The sequence below is a fragment of the Geobacillus sp. TFV-3 genome (assembly GCF_009901865.1).
In the GTDB taxonomy this organism is placed as follows: domain Bacteria; phylum Bacillota; class Bacilli; order Bacillales; family Anoxybacillaceae; genus Geobacillus; species Geobacillus thermoleovorans_A.
In genome coordinates this window covers 3380131-3402374 of sequence record NZ_MPSP01000001.1, presented here as the reverse complement: position 1 = coordinate 3402374, position 22244 = coordinate 3380131, and the positions used below count along the sequence as shown (strand labels likewise).

Below are 22244 nucleotides of genomic sequence, written 5' to 3'. Positions count from 1 at the left end.
GGATTGGCTTATGGAGGCGACACAATTTCAAACCATGCTCGAAGAGAGGGGAATTTCCCTCTCCTCCCGGGCGCTTGAGCAGTTTGAGCGCTATTACGAACTGCTCGTTGAGTGGAACGAGAAAATGAATTTGACCGCTATTACGGACAAGCCCGGCGTCTATGTGAAGCACTTTTTCGACTCGGTGTCCCCGGCTTTTTACTACGACTTTTCAGCGCCGCTTGCGCTTTGCGATGTGGGCGCTGGGGCGGGATTTCCGAGCCTTCCGCTCAAAATTTGTTTTCCGCATTTGCGCGTTTCCATCGTTGATTCGCTGCAAAAACGCATCCGTTTTTTAGAGCATCTGATCACCGAGCTCAAGCTTGCGGACGTGGCGCTTTACCACGAACGCGCTGAGACGTTCGCCCGTCAAAGGGGGGTGCGCGAATCATTTGACGTCGTCACAGCCAGAGCGGTGGCGCGCATGCCCGTGCTTGTCGAACTTTGCCTTCCGCTCGTGAAAATGGGCGGGACATTCATTGCGATGAAAGCTGCTTCGGCGCCCGAGGAGCTGAAAGAGGGAAACAAGGCGATTTCTGTGCTTGGCGGAGAAGTGACGGCGACGGAAACGTTCACGTTGCCGTTTGACGAAGGCGAACGAACGATCATTTTCATCCAAAAAATGAGAAAAACGCCGAACCAATACCCGCGCAAACCGGGAACGCCGAACAAACAACCGATTCAGTAGCGTCTTTGCGGGCGGCGGGAGGGCTTTGCCGGCTGAAAGAGAGAAACAAACTGTTTTGCTCCCCGCCTTCGTTCCGCGTCAAAAAACCGACCGTAAGGCGGCGTATGCCGGGCGAGACAGAGACATTTTGGCCAAGTATGTCCAAAGGTGGTGTAGGGGGATGAAGCATCCATTTTCGCGCTTGTTCAGCTTTGGAGAAAAAGAACAGGAAGAAATGGAGGAAAAGCAAGAGCGGGAGGAAGTTCGCCACATTCCGGTCAAAAGCATTATTCCGAACCGCTTTCAGCCGCGCACGATGTTTGATGAAGAGAAGATCGACGAGTTGGCGCTGACGATCCGCACGCACGGCATCATCCAGCCGATCGTCGTCCGCGAATGCGGGAACGGGCGGTTTGAAATCATCGCCGGCGAGCGGAGATGGAGAGCGGTGCAAAAGCTTGGCTGGACGGAAATCCCCGCGATCATCAAAAACTTAAATGACAAAGAAACCGCCTCCGTCGCCCTCATTGAAAACTTACAGCGCGAAGAGTTGACGCCGATTGAAGAGGCGATGGCGTACGCCAAATTGATCGAGCTCCATGATTTGACGCAAGAAGCGCTCGCTCAGCGGCTCGGCAAAGGACAGTCAACGATCGCCAATAAGCTGCGTCTGCTGAAACTCCCGCAAGAGGTGCAAGAGGCGCTCTTGCAACGGGCGATTACGGAACGTCATGCGCGCGCGTTGATTGCCTTGAAAGATAAAGAAAAACAGCTGAAACTGCTGCAGGAAATCATCGACAAACAGTTGAATGTCAAGCAGACGGAAGATCGGGTGTTAAAGTTGCTCGAGGCGGGGGAACGGAAGCCAAAACCGAAGCGAAAGGCGTTCAGCCGCGATATGCGCATCGCCGTCAACACGATCCGTCAGTCGCTTTCCATGGTCGAAAGCAGCGGGGTGTCCGTCCAATCGGAAGAAGAAGAATTCGATGACTACTATCAAATTACGATTCGAATCGCGAAAAAATAACGAAAGTCACCTTTTGCCTCATCAAGCACAGCTGATGGGGTTTTTTCTTTCAGAAAACAAAGTCATTTTCCTGTTTTCGTGCTAAAATAAACATGGATTGAGGAAGAGATGTAGAGGTAGGTGGCATCGTGGGAAAAGTCATTGCTATTGCAAACCAAAAAGGCGGAGTTGGAAAAACGACGACGGCGGTCAATTTATCGGCCTGTTTGGCGCATCTTGGAAAAAAAGTGCTGCTTGTTGACGCCGATCCGCAAGGAAATGCGACGAGCGGCATCGGCATTGAGCGAGGCGATGTCGACGAATGCATTTACAATGTCATCATTGGCGACATGAAAGCAAAAGATGTCATTCGACCGACGGACATCGAAAATTTATACGTCATTCCAGCGACGATCCAGCTCGCCGGCGCAGAAATTGAGCTCGTCTCAGTCATTTCCCGCGAAATCCGGCTGAGAAACGCGATCGAGCCGCTGAAAGACAAATACGACTTCATTATTATCGACTGTCCTCCTTCGCTCGGCTTGCTGACGCTCAACGCGTTGACAGCGGCCAATTCCGTGCTCATCCCTGTCCAATGCGAATATTATGCGTTAGAAGGGCTCAGCCAGCTGTTGAACACGATCCGGCTTGTGCAACGGCACTTAAACTATGATTTGCGCCTCGAAGGCGTTCTGTTGACGATGCTGGATGCAAGGACGAATCTAGGCTTGCAGGTCATTCAAGAAGTCAAAAAGTATTTCCGCGAAAAGGTGTACCAGACCATCATCCCGCGAAATGTGCGGCTGAGCGAGGCGCCAAGCCATGGCAAGCCGATCATTTTGTACGATGTGAAATCGCGGGGGGCGGAAGTGTATTTGGAACTGGCGAAGGAGGTGCTTGAACGTGGCTAAAGGTCTCGGCAAAGGCATCAGTGCGCTGTTTGACAATCTCTCTCTCCATGAACTTAATGGGAAAGAGGAAACGGTGCGGGAAGTAAGCATTCACGACCTTCATCCAAATCCGTACCAGCCGCGGAAAACGTTTCAGCCTGAGGCGATTGAGGAGTTGAAGCAATCGATTTTGCAGCACGGCATTTTGCAGCCGCTCATCGTCCGCCGTGTACCGAACGGATTTGAAATCGTCGTTGGCGAACGGCGCTACCGGGCGGCCAAAGAGGCGAATTTGCCGTCGGTGCCGGTCGTGGTGCGCGAGTTGACTGATGATCAAATGATGGAGTTCGCCCTTCTTGAAAACTTGCAGCGTGAGGATTTGAACCCGATTGAGGAAGCGATGGCGTACAAAATGTTGATGGACAAGCTGCATTTAACCCAGGAAGAAGTCGCGAGCCGCGTTGGGAAGAGCCGTCCGCACATCGCTAATCATTTGCGTTTGTTGTCTCTACCTTCAGATGTGCAAAAGTTGCTCATGGACGGCACACTTTCGATGGGACATGGCCGCGCGCTTTTAGGGCTGAAACAAAAAAACAAAATGAAACCGATCGTGGAACGGACGATTCGCGAAGGGTTGAACGTCCGCCAGCTTGAAAAACTGATCCAACAAGCGAACGAAAATGTTTCACGTGAAACATCAAAGCGGAAACCGCTGGAAAAAAGCGTGTTTATTCGGGAAAGCGAATCGTTGCTGCGCGAAAAATTCGGGACGAACGTCACAATTAAACAAACGAGGAAAAGAGGAAAAATTGAAATTGAGTTTTTTTCTCCGGAAGATTTAGAGAGAATATTAGAACTGCTCGATGTGCGGTTCGACGAGTAAGTCGGCCCTTTGATTAAGGCCGGTTTATTTTTTTGCAAGAGAGGGTTGGACATCATGGTGTTGTTAGGAACGATTATCAACGGAGTGAGCATTATCGCCGGGGCGTTGATTGGAAAATGGCTTCATCGCATCCCCGAACGAGTAAAGGAAACAGTGATGGGGGGATTCATTGGACTCAATATGCTCGGTTTGACGAATATTCGCGTGGCCAATTTGTTGCCGAGCATTCTCATTACGGCAACCGCTGTTTTCATTCTTTCACTCGTTTAACGACCGGTTGTTTTGGCCGGACAGAAAAGAAATCCCCTCCTTGAACCGCTGACCAAGAGGGGGATTTGCTGCCTACCGTAATGAATGCCGGTCTGTTGAGAGCGGAGGGGCGGCGAGCCGCTCTTTTCGGAGGATGAACCGCTCTGCTTCGTAAACGCCATTGGCGATCGTTTTCGCCATATTCATGACAAGATGGAGGCGCGTATTTTGCAGGACGAAAAACTCCATAAATCCGCTGACATTGACAACCCCAGTAATATGGGCGTCGCCGACGGGAAGGAGCTGTTTGTTGACCCCAGCCCCAGGGCGGACCGGTCCTTTGGCAATCGTGATGGCGCCGATGCTTTTCAGCCGCCCGAGGCAGGCATCGACCGCGATCATGAACGGATCGTGATGAATTAGTCGAATGGCTTCTACCTTTTCTTCCAAATTAACGGCATGGATTGGTTCTTCGAGTGTTCCGTACACGTGGAAGCGAGCCAACGGCTTCTCTTTGAGCATCGTGCCGACGAGCGGTCCAAGCGAATCGCCGGTCGAGCGGTCTGTGCCGATGCAAACGATAGCGACCGGCTGAACGAGCGGGTCGGGAAGCAGTGAGGCGACCCGCCAAGCGATCGACGATACCGCCCCTTGCTCGTCATAAAACACGCGGTCCCTTTCCTCCTTGGACGAGAAAAATATCGATGGTATGCTCATTCGCTTCACTCCTACTTTCGTTTTAAAAGTATTAACAGTATACGGAAAATAAAAGAATGATATACATTTCTCCGTTTGTTTTCTTGCTTTTTCTCCGCTTTAACAGCTCTCTATTGAGAGATCGGGCTACAAATCGGCGAGCGGTCTTGTTAAAATAAAAGCGCAGAACAAGAAAAGATTGAGGTGTCGTCAACGTTGAACACGATGGAAAAAACGATGAGCCGATTGTTCGCATTTTTGATAGATGAAAAATTGTGGCTCCAGATCGGAAAAGGGACGCTGAAGATTGTTCTTATCCTACTCATATGCGCCATTGCGGTGAAAGTGTTGAAAATTGCTGTTCATAACATGTTCAAAGTGCGGCAGAAGGCGCCGATCCGCATTTCTGAACGGCGGGAGGCGACGCTTGTTCGGCTGCTCGACAACGTCATTACGTACGTACTATATTTTATTGCGCTCTTGATGATTTTAGATACGTTTGGCGTTCCCGTCAAAGCGCTGCTTGCCGGGGCTGGGGTCGTCGGGTTGGCTGTCGGTTTTGGCGCACAAAGCTTAGTGAAAGACATCATTACTGGATTTTTCATCATTTTTGAAGACCAGTTTGCGGTCGGCGATTATGTGCGCATCGGCAATTTTGAAGGGTATGTTGAAACGATTGGGCTTCGGGTGACGAAAATTAAAAGTTGGACCGGGGAAGTGCACATTTTGCCAAACGGCAGCATCACTCAAGTGACGAACTATTCACTGCACAACAGCCTCGCTGTCGTTGACGTCAGCATCGCCTATGAAGAAGACATTGAAGAGGCGGAGAAAGCCATCCGCGAGCTTCTTCCGCAACTGCCGGCGAAGTATGAAGACATGGTCGCCCCGCCGGAATTGCTTGGCGTGCAAAATTTAGCCAGCTTAGAAGTCGTATTGCGCATCACGTGCGAAACGAAACCGATGCGCCATTTGGCGGTCGCTCGGGCGATCCGCAAGGAAGTGAAGTTGCTGTTGGACGAACGGGGAATTGAAATCCCGTACCCACGGCTTGTGCTGCATCGCCGCGACGGACAAGAGCAGCCGGAGGCAAAGCCGCAACGGGAGCAATCGTTGTCATAGGGAGGTGGATCGATGGAAGAGAAACAGTTCGGCCTATACGATATCGTCGAAATGAAAAAGCCGCACCCATGTGGAACGAACCGTTGGAAAGTGATCCGCTTAGGCGCTGACATCCGCATTAAATGCGAAGGGTGCGCCCATAGCGTTTTGTTGCCGCGCAAAGAGTTTATCCGCAAAATGAAAAAAGTGCTCGTCAAGCATGAAGAATAAACAAATGAAGCATGGTGGCGAGGCCATGCTCTTTTGTTGCGAAGGGGAGGGAGAAAATGGTGGAAACGACGCATATAACATCATGTCCGCTCAACTGCTGGGACGTATGCGGGCTGAAGGTGACGGTGAACGAGGGGAAAGTCGTACGGGTTAACGGCGACGAACACCATCCCATCACGAAAGGGAACATTTAATGAAAAAAGCGTTCGCTTCCGTTGAGACGGTCGTTGTATTCGAGCAGTTTATAACCGACACGGCTTCCGCCGCCGATTACGTTCTTCCAGTGGCCGCATGTATGACTGTTTGGTCAATATTGAAAAAGTCACGTCGGAAGCAAAATAAGCGGTTCAAAGTTGCTTCGGATCATGTAGAAAAAAGATATTGTCGATGACAAAACGCGGTTTAAAGCTGTTGATCCGAAAAGAATGATTTTGTCATCCAAGTATTGGAAAAAGAGCACCAACTCTCTCCTTTTTTGAAGCGGGTGGAAGAGAAAACATTCCCCGCTTGCGGCGCGCTTGTCATTTTCTGCGCCAGCCCATATAATTGAGGAAAGATGTGAACGGGAAAGAGGAGTGGAACGAATGGGATTGACAGCAGGAATCGTCGGATTGCCGAACGTCGGCAAATCGACGTTGTTTAACGCCATTACAAAAGCAGGTGCTGAGTCAGCCAACTACCCGTTTTGCACGATTGAACCGAACGTCGGTGTCGTCGAAGTGCCCGATGAGCGGCTCGATGTATTGACGGAAATGTTTCGGCCGAAGCGGACGGTGCCGACTGTTTTTGAATTTACCGATATCGCTGGCATCGTCAAAGGGGCGAGCAAAGGAGAGGGGCTTGGCAACAAGTTTTTGTCTCACATTCGCCAAGTCGATGCAATTTGCCAAGTCGTCCGCTGCTTCAGTGATGAAAACATCACCCACGTGGCGGGCAAAGTCGACCCGCTCGCCGATATCGAAACGATCAATTTGGAGCTCGTGTTGGCTGATTTAGAGACGATTGAGAAACGAATCGAGCGGGTCGGAAAAATCGCCAAGCAAAAGGATAAAGAGGCAGCGTTTGAATACGACATTTTGCGGCGGTTGAAGGAGACGCTCGAAGCCGGCAAGCCGGCGCGCACACTCGAGTTCACTGATGAAGAGATGAAAGTCGTCAAGCAGCTGCATTTGTTGACGATAAAGCCGATGCTTTACGTCGCCAATGTCGGCGAGGAAGATATCGCTGACTCTAGCGGCAATCCGTTTGTCAAGGACGTGCGCGAGTTTGCGAAGCGCGACAACGCTGAAGTCATTGTTGTCTGCGCCAAAATCGAAGAGGAAATCGCTGAGTTCAGCGATGAGGAAAAACGTCAATTTTTGCAGGAGCTCGGCATCGAGCAGTCCGGCCTTGACCAGCTTATCCGCGCCGCTTACAGCTTGCTCGGATTGGCGACGTTTTTCACCGCCGGCGAGCAGGAGGTGCGGGCGTGGACGTTCCGCAAAGGGATGAAAGCGCCGCAATGCGCCGGCATCATCCATTCCGACTTTGAGCGAGGGTTTATTCGCGCGGAAACGGTGTCGTACGCTGACCTCGTCGCCGCTGGATCGATGGCGGCGGCGCGCGAAGCCGGAAAAGTGCGCTTAGAGGGAAAAGACTACGAAGTGCAAGATGGCGACATTATGCATTTCCGGTTCAACGTGTAACCATCGGTTCGAGGACAGAACGGATGCAGCAGGTCACGGCGTAGGGCCGTTTTGGGCTTGGCCATACGGATGGAAGATGTTTGCGCCGACGGAATGCGGCAAACTGCCTTGCTTATCGTTGTCGGTCATGGTATAATCAACAAATGTGAGTAATGGTGATTGCTCCTTGCTCTTCGAAATGGAAGGGCCGTTTAGACCAAAAGGAGGTGACGAGCGTGAGAAAGTACGAAATCATGTACATCATCCGCCCGAACATGGACGATGAAGCGAGACAAGCTCTCGTGGAACGGTTCAACAACGTGTTGAAAGAAAACGGCGCGGAGATTACGAACGTGACGGATTGGGGCAAGCGCCGCTTAGCCTATGAAATTCAAAAATACCGCGACGGCTATTACATGATTGTCAATGTCGTATCGGAGCCGAAAGCGGTGCAAGAATTCGACCGCTTAGCGCGCATCAGCGAAGACATCATCCGTCATATCGTCGTCAAAGAAGAAGAGTAATCTTTTCGATAGGATGAAGAGGTGGTTCTGATGATTAACCGCGTCATTTTGGTCGGCAGGTTAACGAGAGATCCGGAGTTGCGCTACACTCCAAGCGGAGTGGCTGTTGCCACGTTTACGCTCGCGGTCAACCGTCCGTTTACAAATCAGCAGGGCGAGCGGGAAACGGATTTTATTCAATGTGTCGTTTGGCGCCGCCAGGCGGAAAACGTCGCCAACTTTTTGAAAAAGGGGAGCTTGGCTGGCGTCGATGGCCGACTGCAAACCCGCAGCTATGAAAATCAAGAAGGTCGGCGCGTGTACGTAACGGAAGTGGTGGCTGATAGCGTCCAATTTCTTGAGCCGAAAGGAATGAGCGAGCAGCGAGGGGCAACAGCAGGCGGCAATTACGGGGATCCGTTCCCATTCGGACAAGATCAGAACCACCGATATCCGGATGAAAAAGGGTTTGGCCGCATTGATGACGATCCGTTCTCCAATGACGGCCAGCCGATCGATATTTCTGATGATGATTTGCCGTTTTAATAAACAAGTCGCTTCCAACCCCTGTCTCTAAACAAAGCGCAGGCAGCGGGGCCATTCCACCGATGAGGAAACGATGGCAACGGAAAGGAGGAAATAGCATGGCAGGACGGAAAGGCGGCCGCGGCAAACGCCGCAAAGTATGTTACTTCACGGCGAACAACATTACGCATATCGACTACAAAGATGTCGATTTGCTGAAAAAGTTCATTTCTGAACGCGGCAAAATTTTGCCGCGCCGTGTCACGGGAACGAGCGCGAAATATCAGCGCAAATTGACGGTCGCGATCAAACGCGCGCGCCAAATGGCGCTTCTGCCGTACGTTGCGGACGAGTGAGCTGAAACGAAGCAGTAAGGGGGGATCCTTACTGCTTTTTTTATCTCCTCTGACTGAGCGAACTCCCACTCTCAAGCAGAGCGAAAGTGGGGAAGGAGGTCAAATCACCAAAAAAACAAAGAAAGGGGAACGTCCATTGCGAAAAACGCACGCCCTCACCGAAGCCGCAATTGAGCTCGCGCTGTTTGCCGTTTTGTTTTTGCTTGCGCTGTACGCGCCGGTCATTGGGATTGTCGCTGCTTTGTTTTTAGCGCTTCCGTTTATGGTGTTTACGATGCGCCATGGATGGATTCCAGCTATGTTGTTGCTGGCAGCGGCCCTTGTCATTTCCGGTTTGATCGGCTCGCTTTTGTCGCTGCCGATGGCGCTTATGTTCGGCACCGTTGGCATGGCAGTTGGCGCGATGCTTTCGAAACAGAAAAACCGTTACGTCGTTCTTCTTGTCGGCGCGCTTATATTTTTGGCGAATATCGTGCTTGATTACATCATCTCGATTCAATTTTTGCACGTCGATATGATCCAAGATACGCTTGCGCTCGTGCGAGAATCGTTTGACACGGCAATGAATCTAATGAAGGGAATGGGACAAGCGCCGCCTTTGGAGATGCAAAAGCAGTTGGAACAAGGGCTGAAGCTGATCGGCTATATGGTTCCGACGCTGTTTGTCATCGCTTCGTTTGCGCTGGCGTACGCGACGATCATCGTCTCGCTGCCGGTGATGAAGAGGCTGAAGCTGCCGGTCGGCTCATGGCCGCCGTTTCGCGAGTTGACGTGGCCGAAAACTGTATTGTGGTTGTATGCCTTCGTGCTCCTTCTCTCCTTGTTCCCGTTTGAAGAAGGATCGTTTGCCTATATCGTCGTATTGAACGTATCGTATGTGTTGCAGCTGGCGATGATTGTGCAAGGATTTTCGTTTCTTTACTACGTCGCTTACAAAAAAGGGATTGGCAAAGGTGTGGTAGCGGTAGGGACGGTCGTTTGCTTATTCCTGCCTTTTCTACTTTATCTTGTGGCGATATTCGGTATAATTGATTTAGGATTTGATTTGCGCCGCCGCATATGATAATTGGATAAGGTGAGTCATTTCTTCAGTGTAGGAGCTGACTTGAATGTCCCATTTTTATGAAAGGAAAGCGTATCGCTATCCGTTCTATGCATTAGCGGCCCTAGCGGTGCTGATGGCGATCGGCTTGTTTTACTTCCAATGGCTGCTCGGCCTCGTCGCCCTTCTTGGCGTCGGGTTTGTGCTTTATTATGTCATTGGGGCGCAACGTTCCTTGCATAAAGAGGTGGAGCACTATATTGCCAATTTGTCGCATCGTGTGAAAAAAGTAGGCGAGGAAGCGTTGATGCAAATGCCGATCGGCATTATGCTCATCGATGAAGGGGGAGAAATCGAGTGGTCGAACCGCTTTTTGGCCGCCTGCTTTAAGGAACAGACGCTTGTCGGCCGCTCGCTCGCCGAGCTTTCCGAATCGTTGGCCGCTTTTGTGAAAAGGGGAAAAACGGATGAAGAGATTTTCGAGCTGAACGGAAAGCAGCTGAAAGTGGTCATTCGCCGCCCTGAACGGCTTCTTTACTTTTTCGACGTCACCGAACATATGGAATTGAAGCGGCAGTACGAAGCGGAACGGCTGGTGCTCGCCATCATTTTTCTTGACAATTATGATGAAATTACGCAAGGGATGGACGATCAGGCAAAAAGCCAACTAAACAGCCTCGTCACTTCCGTGTTGAACCGGTGGGCGAACGACTATGGCATTTTTTTGAAGCGGACGTCATCCGACCGATTTATTGCCGTATTGAACGAACAGATTCTTGGGCGGCTCGAGAAAAGCAAATTTTCCATTCTCGACGAAGTGCGAGAGCAGACGGCAAAACATCATGCCCAGCTGACGCTAAGCATCGGCATCGGCGCCGGCGTGTCCCCGCTCCCGGAGCTCGGGGCGCTCGCCCAATCAAGCTTGGACTTAGCGTTGGGGCGCGGGGGCGATCAAGTCGCGATTAAGCAAGGAAATGGAAAAGTGAAGTTTTACGGCGGCAAAACGAACCCGATGGAAAAGCGGACGCGCGTCCGCGCCCGCGTCATTTCCCATGCGCTTCGCGAACTGATTGCAGGAAGCGACAAGGTGCTCATCATGGGACATAAATATCCCGATATGGACGCCATGGGAGCGGCGATTGGCGTTTTAAAAGTCGTCCAATCGAACCAAAAGGAAGGGTTTATCGTCGTCGATCCGGCGAAAACCGATGCCGGGGTGCAACGGTTGCTTGAGGAAATGAAAAAACATGCTGAATTATGGTCAAGATGCCTAAAGCCGGAGCAGGCGCTTGAGCTCGTCACCGAGGATACGCTTTTGATCGTCGTCGATACGCATCGTCCTTCGCTCGTCATGGAAGAGCGGCTATTGTATCGCACTGACCATATCGTCGTCATTGATCACCATCGCCGCGGCGAAGAGTTCATTGAGGCGCCGATTCTCGTCTATATGGAGCCTTATGCTTCTTCCACATCGGAACTCGTCACCGAGCTGTTAGAGTACCAACCGAAACGGATGAAGCTGACCATGCTCGAAGCGACCGCCCTGCTTGCCGGCATCGTCGTTGACACGAAAAGCTTTACGCTCCGCACTGGTTCGCGGACGTTCGACGCCGCTTCATACTTGCGCGCCCAAGGAGCGGATACGGTGCTTGTGCAAAAATTGCTGCGGGAAAGCATCGCCAACTACGTCAAACGGGCGAAATTGATCGAACGGGCGGCGATCGATGAGCGCGGCATCGCCATCGCCAAAGGGGGCGAGAACGAAGTGCACGACCAAGTGTTGATTGCGCAAACGGCCGATACGCTTCTCACCTTGAGCGGCGTCATCGCTTCGTTTGTCATTTCCAAACGGTCTGACGGGACGGTCGGCATCAGCGCCCGCTCGCTTGGCGATATCAACGTGCAAGTCATTATGGAACGGCTCGGTGGAGGCGGACATTTGACAAACGCCGCCGCCCAATTGTTCGAAGTGACGGTGGAAGAGGCGGAGCGGCAGCTGCGTGAAGCCATTCATGACTATTTCGAAGGGGGGAAGCCATCATGAAAGTCATTTTTTTAAAAGATGTGAAAGGAAAAGGGAAAAAGGGAGAAATCAAAGACGTCGCCGACGGCTACGCAAACAACTTTTTGTTCAAACAAGGGCTCGCTATTGAAGCGACGCCGGCGAACATCAAAGCGCTCGAGGCGCAAAAACAAAAAGAGCAGCGCCAGGCGGCGGAAGAGCTGGCGAATGCGAAAAAACTGAAAGAAGAGCTCGAGAAGCTGACGGTGGAAATTCCGGCGAAAGCGGGTGAGGGCGGCCGTTTGTTCGGCTCGATCACGAGCAAGCAAATCGCTGAGGCGCTTTACGCCCAGCATGGCCTGAAGCTGGACAAGCGGAAAATCGAGCTTGCTGATGCCATTCGCTCCCTCGGATATACGAACGTGCCGGTGAAGCTTCATCCGGAAGTGACAGCGACCTTAAAAGTGCACGTCAAGGAACAAAAGTAACGGTAGCGACGATGCCCCCGCCCGCTATGGCGGGGGCATTATCGACGGAAATGAAACGGGGGAAAAGGCGGTGAGACGATGAGCGAACTTTTTTCAGAACGAATTCCTCCGCAAAGCATTGAAGCCGAGCAGGCCGTGCTTGGCGCTGTGTTTTTGGATCCCACTGCGCTGACGCTCGCCTCGGAACGATTAATTCCCGAAGACTTCTACCGCGCGGCCCATCAAAAAATTTTCCACGCCATGCTTCGCGTCGCTGATAAAGGCGAGCCGGTCGATTTAGTGACGGTGACGGCGGAACTGGCCGCTTTGGAACAGCTGGAGGAAGTGGGCGGCGTCTCCTACTTAAGTGAGCTTGCCGATTCTGTGCCGACAGCGGCCAACGTCGAATACTACGCCCGCATTGTTGAAGAAAAATCATTGCTTCGCCGCCTTATTCGCACGGCGACATCGATTGCCCAAGATGGCTATACAAGGGAAGATGAAATTGACGTTTTGCTCGATGAAGCCGAAAGAAAAATTATGGAAGTTTCCCAACGGAAACATTCAGGCGCCTTTAAAAATATTAAAGATGTTCTCGTACAGACGTATGACAACATTGAAATGCTCCATAACCGGAACGGAGACATCACCGGCATCCCGACCGGATTCACTGAACTCGACCGGATGACGTCCGGATTTCAGCGCAGCGACTTGATTATCGTCGCCGCCCGTCCATCGGTCGGGAAGACGGCATTCGCGTTAAACATCGCCCAAAATGTGGCGACGAAGACGAACGAAAATGTCGCGATTTTCAGTTTGGAAATGAGCGCCCAGCAGCTTGTGATGCGGATGCTTTGCGCCGAAGGCAACATCAACGCCCAAAACTTGCGCACCGGCAGGCTGACGCCGGAAGATTGGGGCAAGCTGACGATGGCGATGGGCAGTTTGTCCAACGCCGGCATCTATATTGACGATACGCCGAGCATCCGCGTCAGCGACATTCGCGCCAAATGCCGCCGCTTGAAGCAAGAAAGCGGACTCGGCATGGTGGTGATCGATTATTTGCAGCTCATTCAAGGAAGTGGGCGCAACCGGGAAAACCGTCAGCAGGAAGTGTCGGAAATCTCCCGTTCATTAAAGGCGCTCGCCCGTGAGCTCGAAGTGCCGGTCATCGCTTTGTCGCAGCTGTCGCGCAGCGTGGAGCAGCGGCAAGACAAGCGGCCGATGATGTCTGACCTGCGCGAGTCGGGAAGCATTGAGCAGGACGCTGATATCGTCGCCTTTTTGTACCGCGACGACTACTACAACAAAGATTCCGAAAACAAAAACATCATTGAGATCATTATCGCCAAACAGCGGAATGGTCCGGTTGGGACGGTGCAGCTGGCCTTTATCAAAGAATATAATAAATTCGTTAACCTAGAGCGCCGTTTCGATGAGGCGCAAATTCCACCGGGGGCGTAAGACGGACCGCGTTGCCGGCAGCGAGCGCCTTTTTGTTCTTTTGGCCTTTGACTATTTCCCCGTTTACACCCACGGCGTTGAAGCGGGAGCCTTCCTGATCATTAATAAACGAATAAAAAAGACAACATTTTCTTTTAATGTTCGTGTTTCATTGACTTTATGTCTGAAAACTGGTACACTGACAATGTTTAGACCGAGGAAATTGGAGGTGCTCGCCATGTCGTCAGTCGTTGTTGTCGGCACACAATGGGGCGATGAAGGGAAAGGGAAAATTACGGACTTTTTATCGGAAAATGCGGAAGTGATTGCCCGGTATCAAGGGGGAAACAACGCCGGACACACGATCGTGTTCAACGGGGAAAAGTATAAGTTGCACTTGATCCCGTCGGGCATTTTTTATAAAGATAAAATTTGCGTCATCGGCAATGGGATGGTCGTTGACCCGAAAGCGCTCGTCGCGGAGCTTTCGTATTTGCACGAGCGCGGCATTTCGACGGACAATTTGCGCATCAGCAACCGCGCTCATGTCATTTTGCCGTATCATTTGAAATTGGACGAGCTTGAGGAAGAGCGGAAAGGGACAAACAAAATTGGCACGACAAAAAAAGGAATTGGGCCGGCGTACATGGATAAGGCGGCGCGCGTCGGCATCCGCATTGTGGATTTGCTTGACCGCGATGTGTTTGCGGAAAAGCTGGAGCGCAACTTGAGGGAGAAAAATACCTTGCTTGAAAAAGTGTACGGAGTCGAAGGCTTCCGGTTGGAGGACATTTTTGAGGAGTATTACGAGTACGGCCAGCAAATCGCCAAATATGTCTGCGACACATCGGTCGTATTGAACAATGCGCTCGATGAAGGGCGCCGCGTCTTGTTTGAAGGAGCGCAAGGCGTCATGCTTGACATTGACCAAGGAACATATCCGTTTGTCACGTCGTCGAATCCAGTGGCTGGCGGGGTGACGATTGGCGCCGGTGTCGGGCCGACGAAAATCAAACATGTCGTCGGGGTGGCGAAAGCCTATACGACGCGCGTCGGCGATGGGCCATTCCCGACGGAGCTGCACGATGAAATCGGCGACCGCATCCGCGAAGTCGGGCGCGAGTATGGGACGACGACCGGCCGCCCGCGCCGCGTCGGCTGGTTTGACAGCGTTGTTGTCCGTCATGCCCGCCGGGTGAGCGGCATTACGGACTTGTCGCTCAACTCGATCGACGTGTTGACCGGCATTGAAACGTTGAAAATTTGCGTCGCCTATCGCTACCGCGGCCAAGTGCTCGAAGAATTTCCAGCCAGTTTGAAAGTGTTGGCCGAATGCGAGCCGATCTATGAAGAACTTCCTGGCTGGACGGAAGATATCACCGGGGTGAAAAGTCTAGACGAGCTGCCGGCGAACGCCCGCCATTACGTCGAGCGCATTTCCCAGCTCACCGGCATCCCTCTTTCGATTTTCTCCGTCGGTCCGGATCGTTCGCAAACGAACGTCGTCCGCAGCGTCTACGCGTAAGCGGCAACAGTGGACGGCGGCAGGCAGCGTATAAACAATGCAAACTACAGGCATAGATGCGCGCGCGTCTATGCTTTTTTCTTTTGATAGGCTCCTCAAAATGGCAATCGGCAAAGGATGATTTCATGCTCATAACATGGTAAATTAGTAATGATAGGATTCCATCGCAATAAGGAAGGATGTGAGCGAGATGGAAAAACGCATTTTAGTCGTTGATGATGAAAAACCGATTGCCGATATTTTGCAATTTAATTTGCAAAAAGAAGGATATGAAGTCATTTGCGCCTACGATGGCGAAGAAGCGTTGCAGAAAGTCGAAGAAACGATGCCGGATTTGATTTTATTGGATATTATGTTGCCGTTAAAAGATGGCATGGAAGTATGCCGTGAAGTGCGGAAAAAATATGATATGCCGATCATCATGCTGACAGCGAAAGATTCCGAGATTGATAAAGTGCTTGGGTTGGAGCTTGGTGCGGACGATTATGTGACAAAGCCGTTCAGCACGCGCGAGCTCCTAGCGCGGGTGAAGGCAAACTTGCGCCGCCATGCGCAAACGGCCAACCAAGAAGAAGGAGAAAACGAAACAAATGAAATCGTCATTGGCCCGCTCGTCATCCGTCCGGACGCGTATGTCGTGCAAAAGCGAGGAGAAACCATTGAACTGACCCACCGCGAATTTGAACTGCTTCATTACTTGGCGAAGCATATCGGCCAAGTGATGACGCGCGAGCATTTGCTGCAAACCGTTTGGGGCTACGATTACTATGGCGATGTGCGCACCGTCGACGTGACGGTAAGACGTCTGCGTGAAAAAATTGAGGACAACCCTTCCCACCCGAATTGGATCGTCACAAGACGGGGCGTCGGCTATTACTTGCGCAATCCGGAACAGGAGTCATGAGCCAGCATGAAAAAAGTAGGCCCATTCCGTTCGATTCATTTTAAGTTTGTCATCATTTATGTATTACTGATTCTCGTCGCTATGCAAATCATCGGCGTGTACTTCGTTCGCAAGCTGGAAACGGAGCTTGTGCAGAACTTTAAAAACTCATTAAACGAACGGGTGACCTTGCTCGCCTATAACGTCGAGCAGGCGATGAATCGGGAGCGCGATGAAAAAAGCGCGACATTGGAAGAAGACATCCGTTCGCTTCTTCATGATTTCGTTTCCCAAGACATTTCCGAAGTGCGCGTCATCGATGAGAAAGGGAAAGTGCTTGCGACATCCAATCCGTATATGCAAAACATCGTCGGAAAGCGGACGACCGAGATTTATGTAAAACGTTCCCTCGTCACCGGCGAAATCGTCGACCGGATGCTGCTCGATTCGAAAACAGGCCATCGCATGTACATTTCGTCGACTCCGATCAAAACGAGCGGCGAAATCAAAGGTGTCATTTACGTCATCGCCTCTATGGAAAACGTCTTTTCGCAAATGCGGCAAATCAATATGATTTTGGCGACCGGGACGGGGATCGCTCTCGCCATTACCGCCGTGCTCGGCATTTTTTTATCGCGCACGATCACCCGGCCGATTTCCGATATGCGTCGGCAAGCGCTGGCGATGACGAGGGGAGATTTCTCCCGCAAGGTGAAAGTGTACGGCTATGATGAAATCGGCCAATTGGCGATGACGTTCAATAACCTGACCAAAAAACTGCAGGAAGCGCAGGCGACGACGGAGGGAGAGCGGCGCAAGCTCGAGTCGGTGTTGACGCATATGACTGATGGCGTCATTGCGACCGACCGCCGCGGGCGCGTCATTCTCATTAACGATGCGGCGTTAAACATTTTGAATGTTTCACGTGAAACAGTGCTGTCGAGTTCGATCGTCGACGTGCTTGGCATTGCCGACCAGTATACGTTTGAAACGCTGCTTGAGGAGCGCGATTCGCTCATTTTAGATTTCAGCACGGATGAGGAACTGTATATTTTGCGCGCGTCGTTGTCGGTGATTCAAAAAGAGGGCGGATTTGTCAACGGGTTGATCGTCGTTTTGCACGACATTACCGAACAGGAAAAAATCGACCGTGAGCGGCGGCAGTTTGTCGCCAATGTGTCGCATGAATTGCGCACGCCGCTCACCACGATGAAAAGCTACTTAGAAGCGCTCGCTGATGGCGCTTGGCAAGATAAAGACATCGCGCCGAGGTTCATTCAAGTCGTGCAAAATGAAACGGAACGGATGATTCGGCTCGTCAACGACTTGCTCCATCTGTCCAAGCTCGACAGCAAAGACTACAAGCTGAAGAAAACGTGGATCAATTTTTCAGCCTATTTCCATAAAGTCATTGACCGATTTGAGTTGACGAAAAGCGACAACATCCGGTTCGTTCGCAAAATTCCGCGCGAGGCGATTTTTATTGAAGTTGATGAAGATAAAATTACGCAAGTGTTAGACAACATTATTTCGAACGCTTTGAAATATTCTCCACAAGGCGGGACGATTACATTTCGCGTCCGCAAACTGGCTGATGAAATTATTGTCAGCGTCAGCGACGAAGGAGTCGGCATTCCGAAAGCCGATTTGGCAAAAATTTTCGAACGGTTTTACCGGGTCGACAAAGCGCGATCGCGCAAATTGGGCGGCACGGGGCTTGGGCTGGCCATTGCCAAAGAAGTCGTCGTCGCCCATGGCGGGACGATTTGGGCAGAAAGCAAAGAGCATAAAGGAACGACGATTTATTTTACGCTGCCGCTAGAACGCGAGCAAAAGGATGACTGGTGCGATGTATGAAACGATCAAAACCATCGTGTTGACGTTGCTTGTGCTCATCAGCATTACCTTAACGTTTGCCTTATGGACATATCATCCGAAATACGACGTGCTGCAAAACGACGAATACATTCAACACGTCTCCGTGAGCAATACGCAAGTAGATACAGCGATGGTCGTGCAGCCAAAGCAGATTCTCATTCATCAAAACGGCGTCCCCTATGCTGTGACGAAAGACGACGAGAAAAATGAAGTGCTGAAAGAAATGAGAAAATGGACGCTTGACGATTTCGAAGATGTTTCGTCTTCTGTTCCGCATGGGAAGTTTTTATCGTTTTTGAATGGCAAAGAGCGGCTTGAGATCATTTACCCCGATGAGGTGCCGATCGACATATACCGATTGATTTTCACGATCGATGACAGGGGGCTCGACGGATTGGCATTTGACCGTCTGCTTGTCCCGCTCGGCGGGAAGGACGAGTTCCCCATCTACTTCATCGCCACCGACAAGCGCAAAATTTATAAGGCGATCGCCAGCGACGCCTCCTTATCGGCGATCGGCCGGCTGGCGAAAGAAGCGGGCCATTTTCCGCGTTATTTCGCTTATCCGGTCAGCGAAACGAAGCAGTTGTATTTGCCGGAAAAAGAAGTGGCGCTCAGCAGTCTGCAATATTATACGGACGAGCTGGACGCAGACAAGTTTAAAGAAGCGCTCTTTAGCGATCCGAGCTTTGTCAAAAAAGATTTGATTCCGTTTGGCGAAGAATATACAGACGGTTCGCGGCTGATGGACGTCGATTTTCTTCAACGGATGCTGCTGTATGTGAATCCAGCGGCGCGCGTCTCGAATATGGGACAAACGGAGCAAGAAACCCATATCATCCAAAAAAGCATTGATTTCGTCAATGAGCATGGCGGTTGGACGGATCTGTACCATTTCGCCCGCTGGAGCGAGGAGGATCGAAAAGTCACGTTCCGGCTTGTCGTCAACGGCTATCCAGTCTTTAATGAATACGGCATGTCAGAAATCGTGGAGACGTGGGGAGCGTCCGACTTGATGAAATACCAGCGTCCGCTCTTCCGGCTTGAAATCGCGGATCGCAACCGCACACTAAAAACGCTGCCGTCCGGCCATGAGGTCGTCAACTGGTTCGAACAGACGAAAGGCGTTCGCAAATCGCTCATCAAAGATATCGCCATCGGCTATGAGCTCGTCAAAGATCCGGAGCGGGAAAAAGTCATCCGCCTTGAACCGGCATGGTTCTACTTGTACGGACAAACATGGAAAAAGGTAAACATGGGCGATGAGGCGGGAGGAGGGGGAACAAATGGACTGGAGTAAAACGAAGACAATTTTTATTATCGTGTTCCTCATCCTCGACTGCTTTTTAGGATATCAGTTTATGGAAAAACGAAACAGCAGCCAGCTCGATGTCATTTTGGAAACGACGATTGAAGAGCAGCTTGAGGCCAACGGCATTACGTACGTCGATCTGCCGAAGGAAGTGACGAAAGCGGCGTATGTCAGCGGCAAAAGCCGCTCATTCACCATGGCGGATGTAAAAAAGCTGCCCGGGCAAAAAGTGAAAATCGAAGGAGAAACGAAAGTCAAAGGGACGTTCATCGATCCGGTTGCGCTGCCGATTGACGATCCATACCAGCTGCGTGAGTTTTTGCAACGCTACATCATCGGCGGCGGACAATATGCCTTTTGGTCGTTTGATGAAAAACAAGGAATCTTGACCTGCTATCAAGTGTATGACGGCAAGATGATTTACGGCAATGAAAACAGCAAGCTCGTCATCCATGTCAACGGGAGACGGGAAGCGCTGTCGTATGAACAGACGATGCTCAGCGACTTGGAAAAGTACGAGCGGAAGCAAGATATCGTCCCAGCGATTAAAGCCATTGAGACGTTGTACCGAAAAGGGCATTTGCAGCCGGGCGACCGCGTCACGAAAGTGGAGCTTGGCTATTACGGGCTTGTTCAATTTACTGCATCCCAAGTATTGACTCCAACTTGGCATATCGTTGTCAATCGGAAGGAAGATTATTTCGTCAATGCCTTTGAAGGTCAAGTGATCAATGATCAAGGAAATGTGCTGGAGTGAAAGAGCATGACGATGCGATTTAGTGTGCTGGCCAGCGGCAGCACCGGCAACGCCTTTTACATTGAGACAGACCGCCAGCGCCTGCTTGTTGACGCCGGTTTGAGCGGCAAGCAGCTGGAGGAGTTGTTTGCTGAGATCGGCCGCCATCCGGGACAGCTTGATGCGCTGCTTGTCACCCATGAACATAGCGACCATATTAAAGGGATCGGCGTCCTTGCCCGCAAGTATCGGCTGCCGGTGTATGCCAATGAAAAAACGTGGCGGGCGATGGAGCAAGCGGTTGGCGACATTCCGCCCGAGCAAAAATTTGTCTTTCCGCTCGGCGCGGTAAGGACGTTCGGCGATGTTGACGTCGAATCGTTCGGCGTCTCTCACGACGCCGCCGAGCCGATGTTTTACGTTTTCCACTATGAAGGGAAAAAGCTTGTGTTGCTCACCGATACCGGTTACGTGAGCGAGCGGATGAAAAAGACGATTGAAAACGCGGATGTGTTCGTGTTTGAAAGCAATCATGACGTCGGCATGCTGCGGATGGGGAGATATCCATGGAGCGTCAAGCGCCGTATTTTAAGCGATGTCGGCCATATTTCGAATGAGGAAGCGGGTTTGGCGCTTGCTGACGTGATCGGCGACCGGACAAAGCAAATTTATTTGGCCCATTTGAGCCAAGATAACAATATGAAAGAGCTGGCGCACATGACCGTGACGCAAGTGTTGGAACAGAAAGGCTTAGCGGTCGGCGCCCGCTTTCATTTGTATGATACCGATCCGCGTCGGGCGACGGCGCTGGCGTATGTATAAAGCCCGTTTTGCCGAAGCTGTGGGAGATGCATTTGTTGGATTTTTTCTCCTGTTCATGATTATAATGAGGGATGGAGACGAATGTGGAAAGGATGGTGAGCATGGGATACTACGACGACCATTATGAGCCGTACGAACAAACGAGGAGGAAGCGGCGCAGCGGATCGTTTGTTTCCGCGCTTGTCGGCGCCGTGTTAGGAGGGTTGCTCGTCCTTATGTCCATTCCGGCGCTTTCCCGTTGGGATATCCTCCCGTATGATGTTGTGCCGAATCAAAGAGCAGAGGAAGAGCCAAAAACAGAGGAAAATGGAACTCCACCGATTCGGCAGAGTGTTTCCGTTGATGTGACGACGGCGGTGACAAAGGCGATCGACCAAGTGTCGGATGCGGTTGTCGGCGTTGTCAACATTCAAGAAGCAAGCTTCTGGTCGCAAGGAGGCGAGGCTGGCGTCGGATCGGGCGTCATTTACAAGAAAGCGGGAGGCCGGGCGTTTATCGTCACGAACCATCATGTTGTCGAAAACGCCAGTCAGCTCGAAGTGAGCCTCAAAGATGGGACGAGAGTGCCGGCAAAGCTGCTGGGCAGCGATGTGCTTATGGATTTAGCCGTCTTGGAAATTGACGCGAAGCACGTGAAAAAAGTCGCCCAGTTCGGCAACTCTGATGCGGTGAAGCCAGGCGAGCCGGTCATTGCCATCGGCAACCCGCTCGGTTTGCAGTTTGCCGGCTCGGTGACACAAGGCATTATTTCCGGAACGAACCGGACAGTCGAAGTCGATTTGGACCAAGACGGCGCTCCAGACTGGAACGCAGAAGTATTGCAGACAGATGCGGCGATCAACCCGGGCAACAGCGGCGGTGCACTTGTCAATATCAAGGGGCAAGTCATCGGCATCAACTCGATGAAAATCGCCCAAGAGGCGGTTGAAGGCATCGGATTCGCGATTCCGATCAACACGGCCATTCCGATCATTTCGGACTTGGAAAAATACGGACAAGTGCGCCGTCCGTATATGGGCGTTGAACTTCGCTCGCTGAGCGACATCCCATCGTACCATTTGCAGGCGACGCTTCATTTGCCGCCGAACGTAACGGAAGGAGCGGCGGTCATTCAAGTCGTGCCGATGTCACCAGCTGCACAGGCGGGCTTAAAACAGTTTGATGTCATCGTGGCGCTTGACGGCGAAAAAATCCGCAACGTGCTTGATTTGCGCAAATATTTGTATACGAAAAAATCAATCGGTGACCGGATGGAAGTCACGTTTTATCGTGATGGAAAAAAACGCACGGTCACCATGAAGCTGGCGCGCGAGTCGTATTAAAC

The 22244-nt window shown here is 51.5% G+C and carries 22 protein-coding genes and 2 pseudogenes; 23 read left to right on the top strand and 1 reads right to left on the bottom strand.

Translation table 11 applies throughout. From position 1 onward, the window contains the following. The first annotated feature begins 10 nt into the window (after nt 1-10). From rsmG to BJQ97_RS18220, 5 genes and pseudogenes are all read left to right on the top strand, one after another. Complete coding sequence (rsmG, locus tag BJQ97_RS17230; RefSeq protein WP_160157499.1) at nt 11-727, top strand: 16S rRNA (guanine(527)-N(7))-methyltransferase RsmG; 717 nt, start codon at nt 11-13, stop codon at nt 725-727. A gap of 160 nt (nt 728-887) precedes the next feature. Further along, the gene (gene noc / locus BJQ97_RS17225) at nt 888-1733 is read left to right on the top strand and encodes a nucleoid occlusion protein (protein WP_011232954.1); all 846 of its coding nucleotides are present in this window, start codon (nt 888-890) and stop codon (nt 1731-1733) included. A gap of 128 nt (nt 1734-1861) precedes the next feature. Next, nucleotides 1862-2623, top strand: a complete 762-nt coding sequence (locus BJQ97_RS17220) for a ParA family protein (RefSeq protein WP_011232953.1) — start codon at nt 1862-1864, stop codon at nt 2621-2623. Beyond that, the gene (locus tag BJQ97_RS17215; RefSeq protein ID WP_160157498.1) at nt 2616-3485 is read left to right on the top strand and encodes a ParB/RepB/Spo0J family partition protein; all 870 of its coding nucleotides are present in this window, start codon (nt 2616-2618) and stop codon (nt 3483-3485) included. The genes BJQ97_RS17220 and BJQ97_RS17215 overlap by 8 nt, the downstream gene beginning before the upstream one ends. A gap of 54 nt (nt 3486-3539) precedes the next feature. Continuing rightward, nucleotides 3540-3677, top strand: a pseudogene (locus tag BJQ97_RS18220) (DUF554 family protein); the annotation flags it as partial. A gap of 150 nt (nt 3678-3827) precedes the next feature. Here the strand turns inward: BJQ97_RS18220 and yyaC are convergent. Beyond that, nucleotides 3828-4451, bottom strand: a complete 624-nt coding sequence (yyaC, locus tag BJQ97_RS17205; protein WP_160157496.1) for a spore protease YyaC — start codon at nt 4449-4451, stop codon at nt 3828-3830. A gap of 195 nt (nt 4452-4646) precedes the next feature. Here yyaC and BJQ97_RS17200 point away from each other — a divergent pair, with 195 nt between their 5' ends. The 18 genes and pseudogenes from BJQ97_RS17200 (at nt 4647) to BJQ97_RS17115 (ending at nt 22242) form a co-directional block, all read left to right on the top strand. Further along, complete coding sequence (locus BJQ97_RS17200) at nt 4647-5552, top strand: mechanosensitive ion channel family protein (RefSeq protein ID WP_160157495.1); 906 nt, start codon at nt 4647-4649, stop codon at nt 5550-5552. Nucleotides 5553-5564: 12 nt separating this feature from the next. Continuing rightward, on the top strand, nt 5565-5762 hold the full coding sequence (locus BJQ97_RS17195; RefSeq protein WP_011232948.1) for a DUF951 domain-containing protein: 198 nt from the start codon (nt 5565-5567) through the stop codon (nt 5760-5762). 56 nt (nt 5763-5818) lie between these two features. Further along, nucleotides 5819-5953: pseudogene (locus BJQ97_RS17190) on the top strand (hypothetical protein); the annotation flags it as partial. A gap of 393 nt (nt 5954-6346) precedes the next feature. Further along, entirely contained in the window at nt 6347-7447 is a 1101-nt protein-coding gene (gene ychF / locus BJQ97_RS17185; RefSeq protein WP_160157493.1) for a redox-regulated ATPase YchF, read from the top strand. A 215-nt stretch (nt 7448-7662) separates the two neighbouring features. After that, the gene (rpsF, locus tag BJQ97_RS17180; protein WP_011232945.1) at nt 7663-7950 is read left to right on the top strand and encodes a 30S ribosomal protein S6; all 288 of its coding nucleotides are present in this window, start codon (nt 7663-7665) and stop codon (nt 7948-7950) included. 30 nt (nt 7951-7980) lie between these two features. After that, nucleotides 7981-8475, top strand: coding sequence for a single-stranded DNA-binding protein (ssb, locus tag BJQ97_RS17175; protein WP_160157492.1), 495 nt, complete (start codon nt 7981-7983; stop codon nt 8473-8475). Between the two features lie 98 nt (nt 8476-8573). Beyond that, nucleotides 8574-8810 (top strand): 30S ribosomal protein S18, encoded by a 237-nt coding sequence (rpsR, locus tag BJQ97_RS17170; protein ID WP_008880812.1) that lies wholly within the window; start codon nt 8574-8576, stop codon nt 8808-8810. Between the two features lie 136 nt (nt 8811-8946). Next, nucleotides 8947-9873 (top strand): YybS family protein, encoded by a 927-nt coding sequence (locus BJQ97_RS17165; RefSeq protein WP_160157491.1) that lies wholly within the window; start codon nt 8947-8949, stop codon nt 9871-9873. 46 nt (nt 9874-9919) lie between these two features. Then, nucleotides 9920-11896 (top strand): DHH family phosphoesterase, encoded by a 1977-nt coding sequence (locus BJQ97_RS17160; protein ID WP_160157490.1) that lies wholly within the window; start codon nt 9920-9922, stop codon nt 11894-11896. After that, nucleotides 11893-12342 (top strand): 50S ribosomal protein L9, encoded by a 450-nt coding sequence (gene rplI / locus BJQ97_RS17155; protein WP_160157489.1) that lies wholly within the window; start codon nt 11893-11895, stop codon nt 12340-12342. Before BJQ97_RS17160 ends, rplI begins: the two co-directional genes overlap by 4 nt. A 78-nt stretch (nt 12343-12420) precedes the next feature. Then, nucleotides 12421-13785 (top strand): replicative DNA helicase, encoded by a 1365-nt coding sequence (gene dnaB / locus BJQ97_RS17150; protein ID WP_025949231.1) that lies wholly within the window; start codon nt 12421-12423, stop codon nt 13783-13785. A gap of 217 nt (nt 13786-14002) precedes the next feature. Then, nucleotides 14003-15289: an adenylosuccinate synthase gene (locus BJQ97_RS17145; protein WP_044732916.1), complete on the top strand. Its 1287-nt coding sequence runs from the start codon at nt 14003-14005 to the stop codon at nt 15287-15289. Between the two features lie 190 nt (nt 15290-15479). After that, nucleotides 15480-16193 carry a response regulator YycF gene (gene yycF / locus BJQ97_RS17140; protein WP_011232938.1) on the top strand — a complete coding sequence of 238 codons (714 nt, stop codon included), beginning with the start codon at nt 15480-15482 and terminating at the stop codon, nt 16191-16193. Between the two features lie 6 nt (nt 16194-16199). Beyond that, a complete protein-coding gene (gene walK, locus BJQ97_RS17135) occupies nt 16200-18029 on the top strand; it encodes a cell wall metabolism sensor histidine kinase WalK (protein ID WP_160157488.1) in 1830 nt (609 codons plus the stop codon). After that, the gene (locus BJQ97_RS17130) at nt 18022-19350 is read left to right on the top strand and encodes a YycH family regulatory protein (RefSeq protein WP_160157487.1); all 1329 of its coding nucleotides are present in this window, start codon (nt 18022-18024) and stop codon (nt 19348-19350) included. Before walK ends, BJQ97_RS17130 begins: the two co-directional genes overlap by 8 nt. Beyond that, the gene (locus tag BJQ97_RS17125; protein WP_013146696.1) at nt 19337-20119 is read left to right on the top strand and encodes a two-component system regulatory protein YycI; all 783 of its coding nucleotides are present in this window, start codon (nt 19337-19339) and stop codon (nt 20117-20119) included. Before BJQ97_RS17130 ends, BJQ97_RS17125 begins: the two co-directional genes overlap by 14 nt. A 6-nt stretch (nt 20120-20125) precedes the next feature. Next, on the top strand, nt 20126-20920 hold the full coding sequence (locus tag BJQ97_RS17120) for an MBL fold metallo-hydrolase (protein WP_160157486.1): 795 nt from the start codon (nt 20126-20128) through the stop codon (nt 20918-20920). Between the two features lie 101 nt (nt 20921-21021). Beyond that, entirely contained in the window at nt 21022-22242 is a 1221-nt protein-coding gene (locus BJQ97_RS17115) for a S1C family serine protease (protein WP_160157485.1), read from the top strand. Nucleotides 22243-22244 lie beyond the last annotated feature (2 nt).

What these genes read in the sequence shown, in the direction of transcription:
- rsmG (WP_160157499.1), top strand. Translation starts at nt 11, where the DNA reads ATGGAGGCGACACAATTTCAAACCATGCTCGAAGAGAGGGGAATTTCC.
- noc (WP_011232954.1), top strand. Translation starts at nt 888, where the DNA reads ATGAAGCATCCATTTTCGCGCTTGTTCAGCTTTGGAGAAAAAGAACAG.
- yyaC (WP_160157496.1), bottom strand. Translation starts at nt 4,451, where the DNA reads ATGAGCATACCATCGATATTTTTCTCGTCCAAGGAGGAAAGGGACCGC.
- BJQ97_RS17195 (WP_011232948.1), top strand. Translation starts at nt 5,565, where the DNA reads ATGGAAGAGAAACAGTTCGGCCTATACGATATCGTCGAAATGAAAAAG.
- ychF (WP_160157493.1), top strand. Translation starts at nt 6,347, where the DNA reads ATGGGATTGACAGCAGGAATCGTCGGATTGCCGAACGTCGGCAAATCG.
- ssb (WP_160157492.1), top strand. Translation starts at nt 7,981, where the DNA reads ATGATTAACCGCGTCATTTTGGTCGGCAGGTTAACGAGAGATCCGGAG.
- rpsR (WP_008880812.1), top strand. Translation starts at nt 8,574, where the DNA reads ATGGCAGGACGGAAAGGCGGCCGCGGCAAACGCCGCAAAGTATGTTAC.
- BJQ97_RS17160 (WP_160157490.1), top strand. Translation starts at nt 9,920, where the DNA reads ATGTCCCATTTTTATGAAAGGAAAGCGTATCGCTATCCGTTCTATGCA.
- rplI (WP_160157489.1), top strand. Translation starts at nt 11,893, where the DNA reads ATGAAAGTCATTTTTTTAAAAGATGTGAAAGGAAAAGGGAAAAAGGGA.
- dnaB (WP_025949231.1), top strand. Translation starts at nt 12,421, where the DNA reads ATGAGCGAACTTTTTTCAGAACGAATTCCTCCGCAAAGCATTGAAGCC.
- BJQ97_RS17145 (WP_044732916.1), top strand. Translation starts at nt 14,003, where the DNA reads ATGTCGTCAGTCGTTGTTGTCGGCACACAATGGGGCGATGAAGGGAAA.
- yycF (WP_011232938.1), top strand. Translation starts at nt 15,480, where the DNA reads ATGGAAAAACGCATTTTAGTCGTTGATGATGAAAAACCGATTGCCGAT.
- walK (WP_160157488.1), top strand. Translation starts at nt 16,200, where the DNA reads ATGAAAAAAGTAGGCCCATTCCGTTCGATTCATTTTAAGTTTGTCATC.
- BJQ97_RS17130 (WP_160157487.1), top strand. Translation starts at nt 18,022, where the DNA reads ATGTATGAAACGATCAAAACCATCGTGTTGACGTTGCTTGTGCTCATC.
- BJQ97_RS17125 (WP_013146696.1), top strand. Translation starts at nt 19,337, where the DNA reads ATGGACTGGAGTAAAACGAAGACAATTTTTATTATCGTGTTCCTCATC.
- BJQ97_RS17120 (WP_160157486.1), top strand. Translation starts at nt 20,126, where the DNA reads ATGACGATGCGATTTAGTGTGCTGGCCAGCGGCAGCACCGGCAACGCC.
- BJQ97_RS17115 (WP_160157485.1), top strand. Translation starts at nt 21,022, where the DNA reads ATGGGATACTACGACGACCATTATGAGCCGTACGAACAAACGAGGAGG.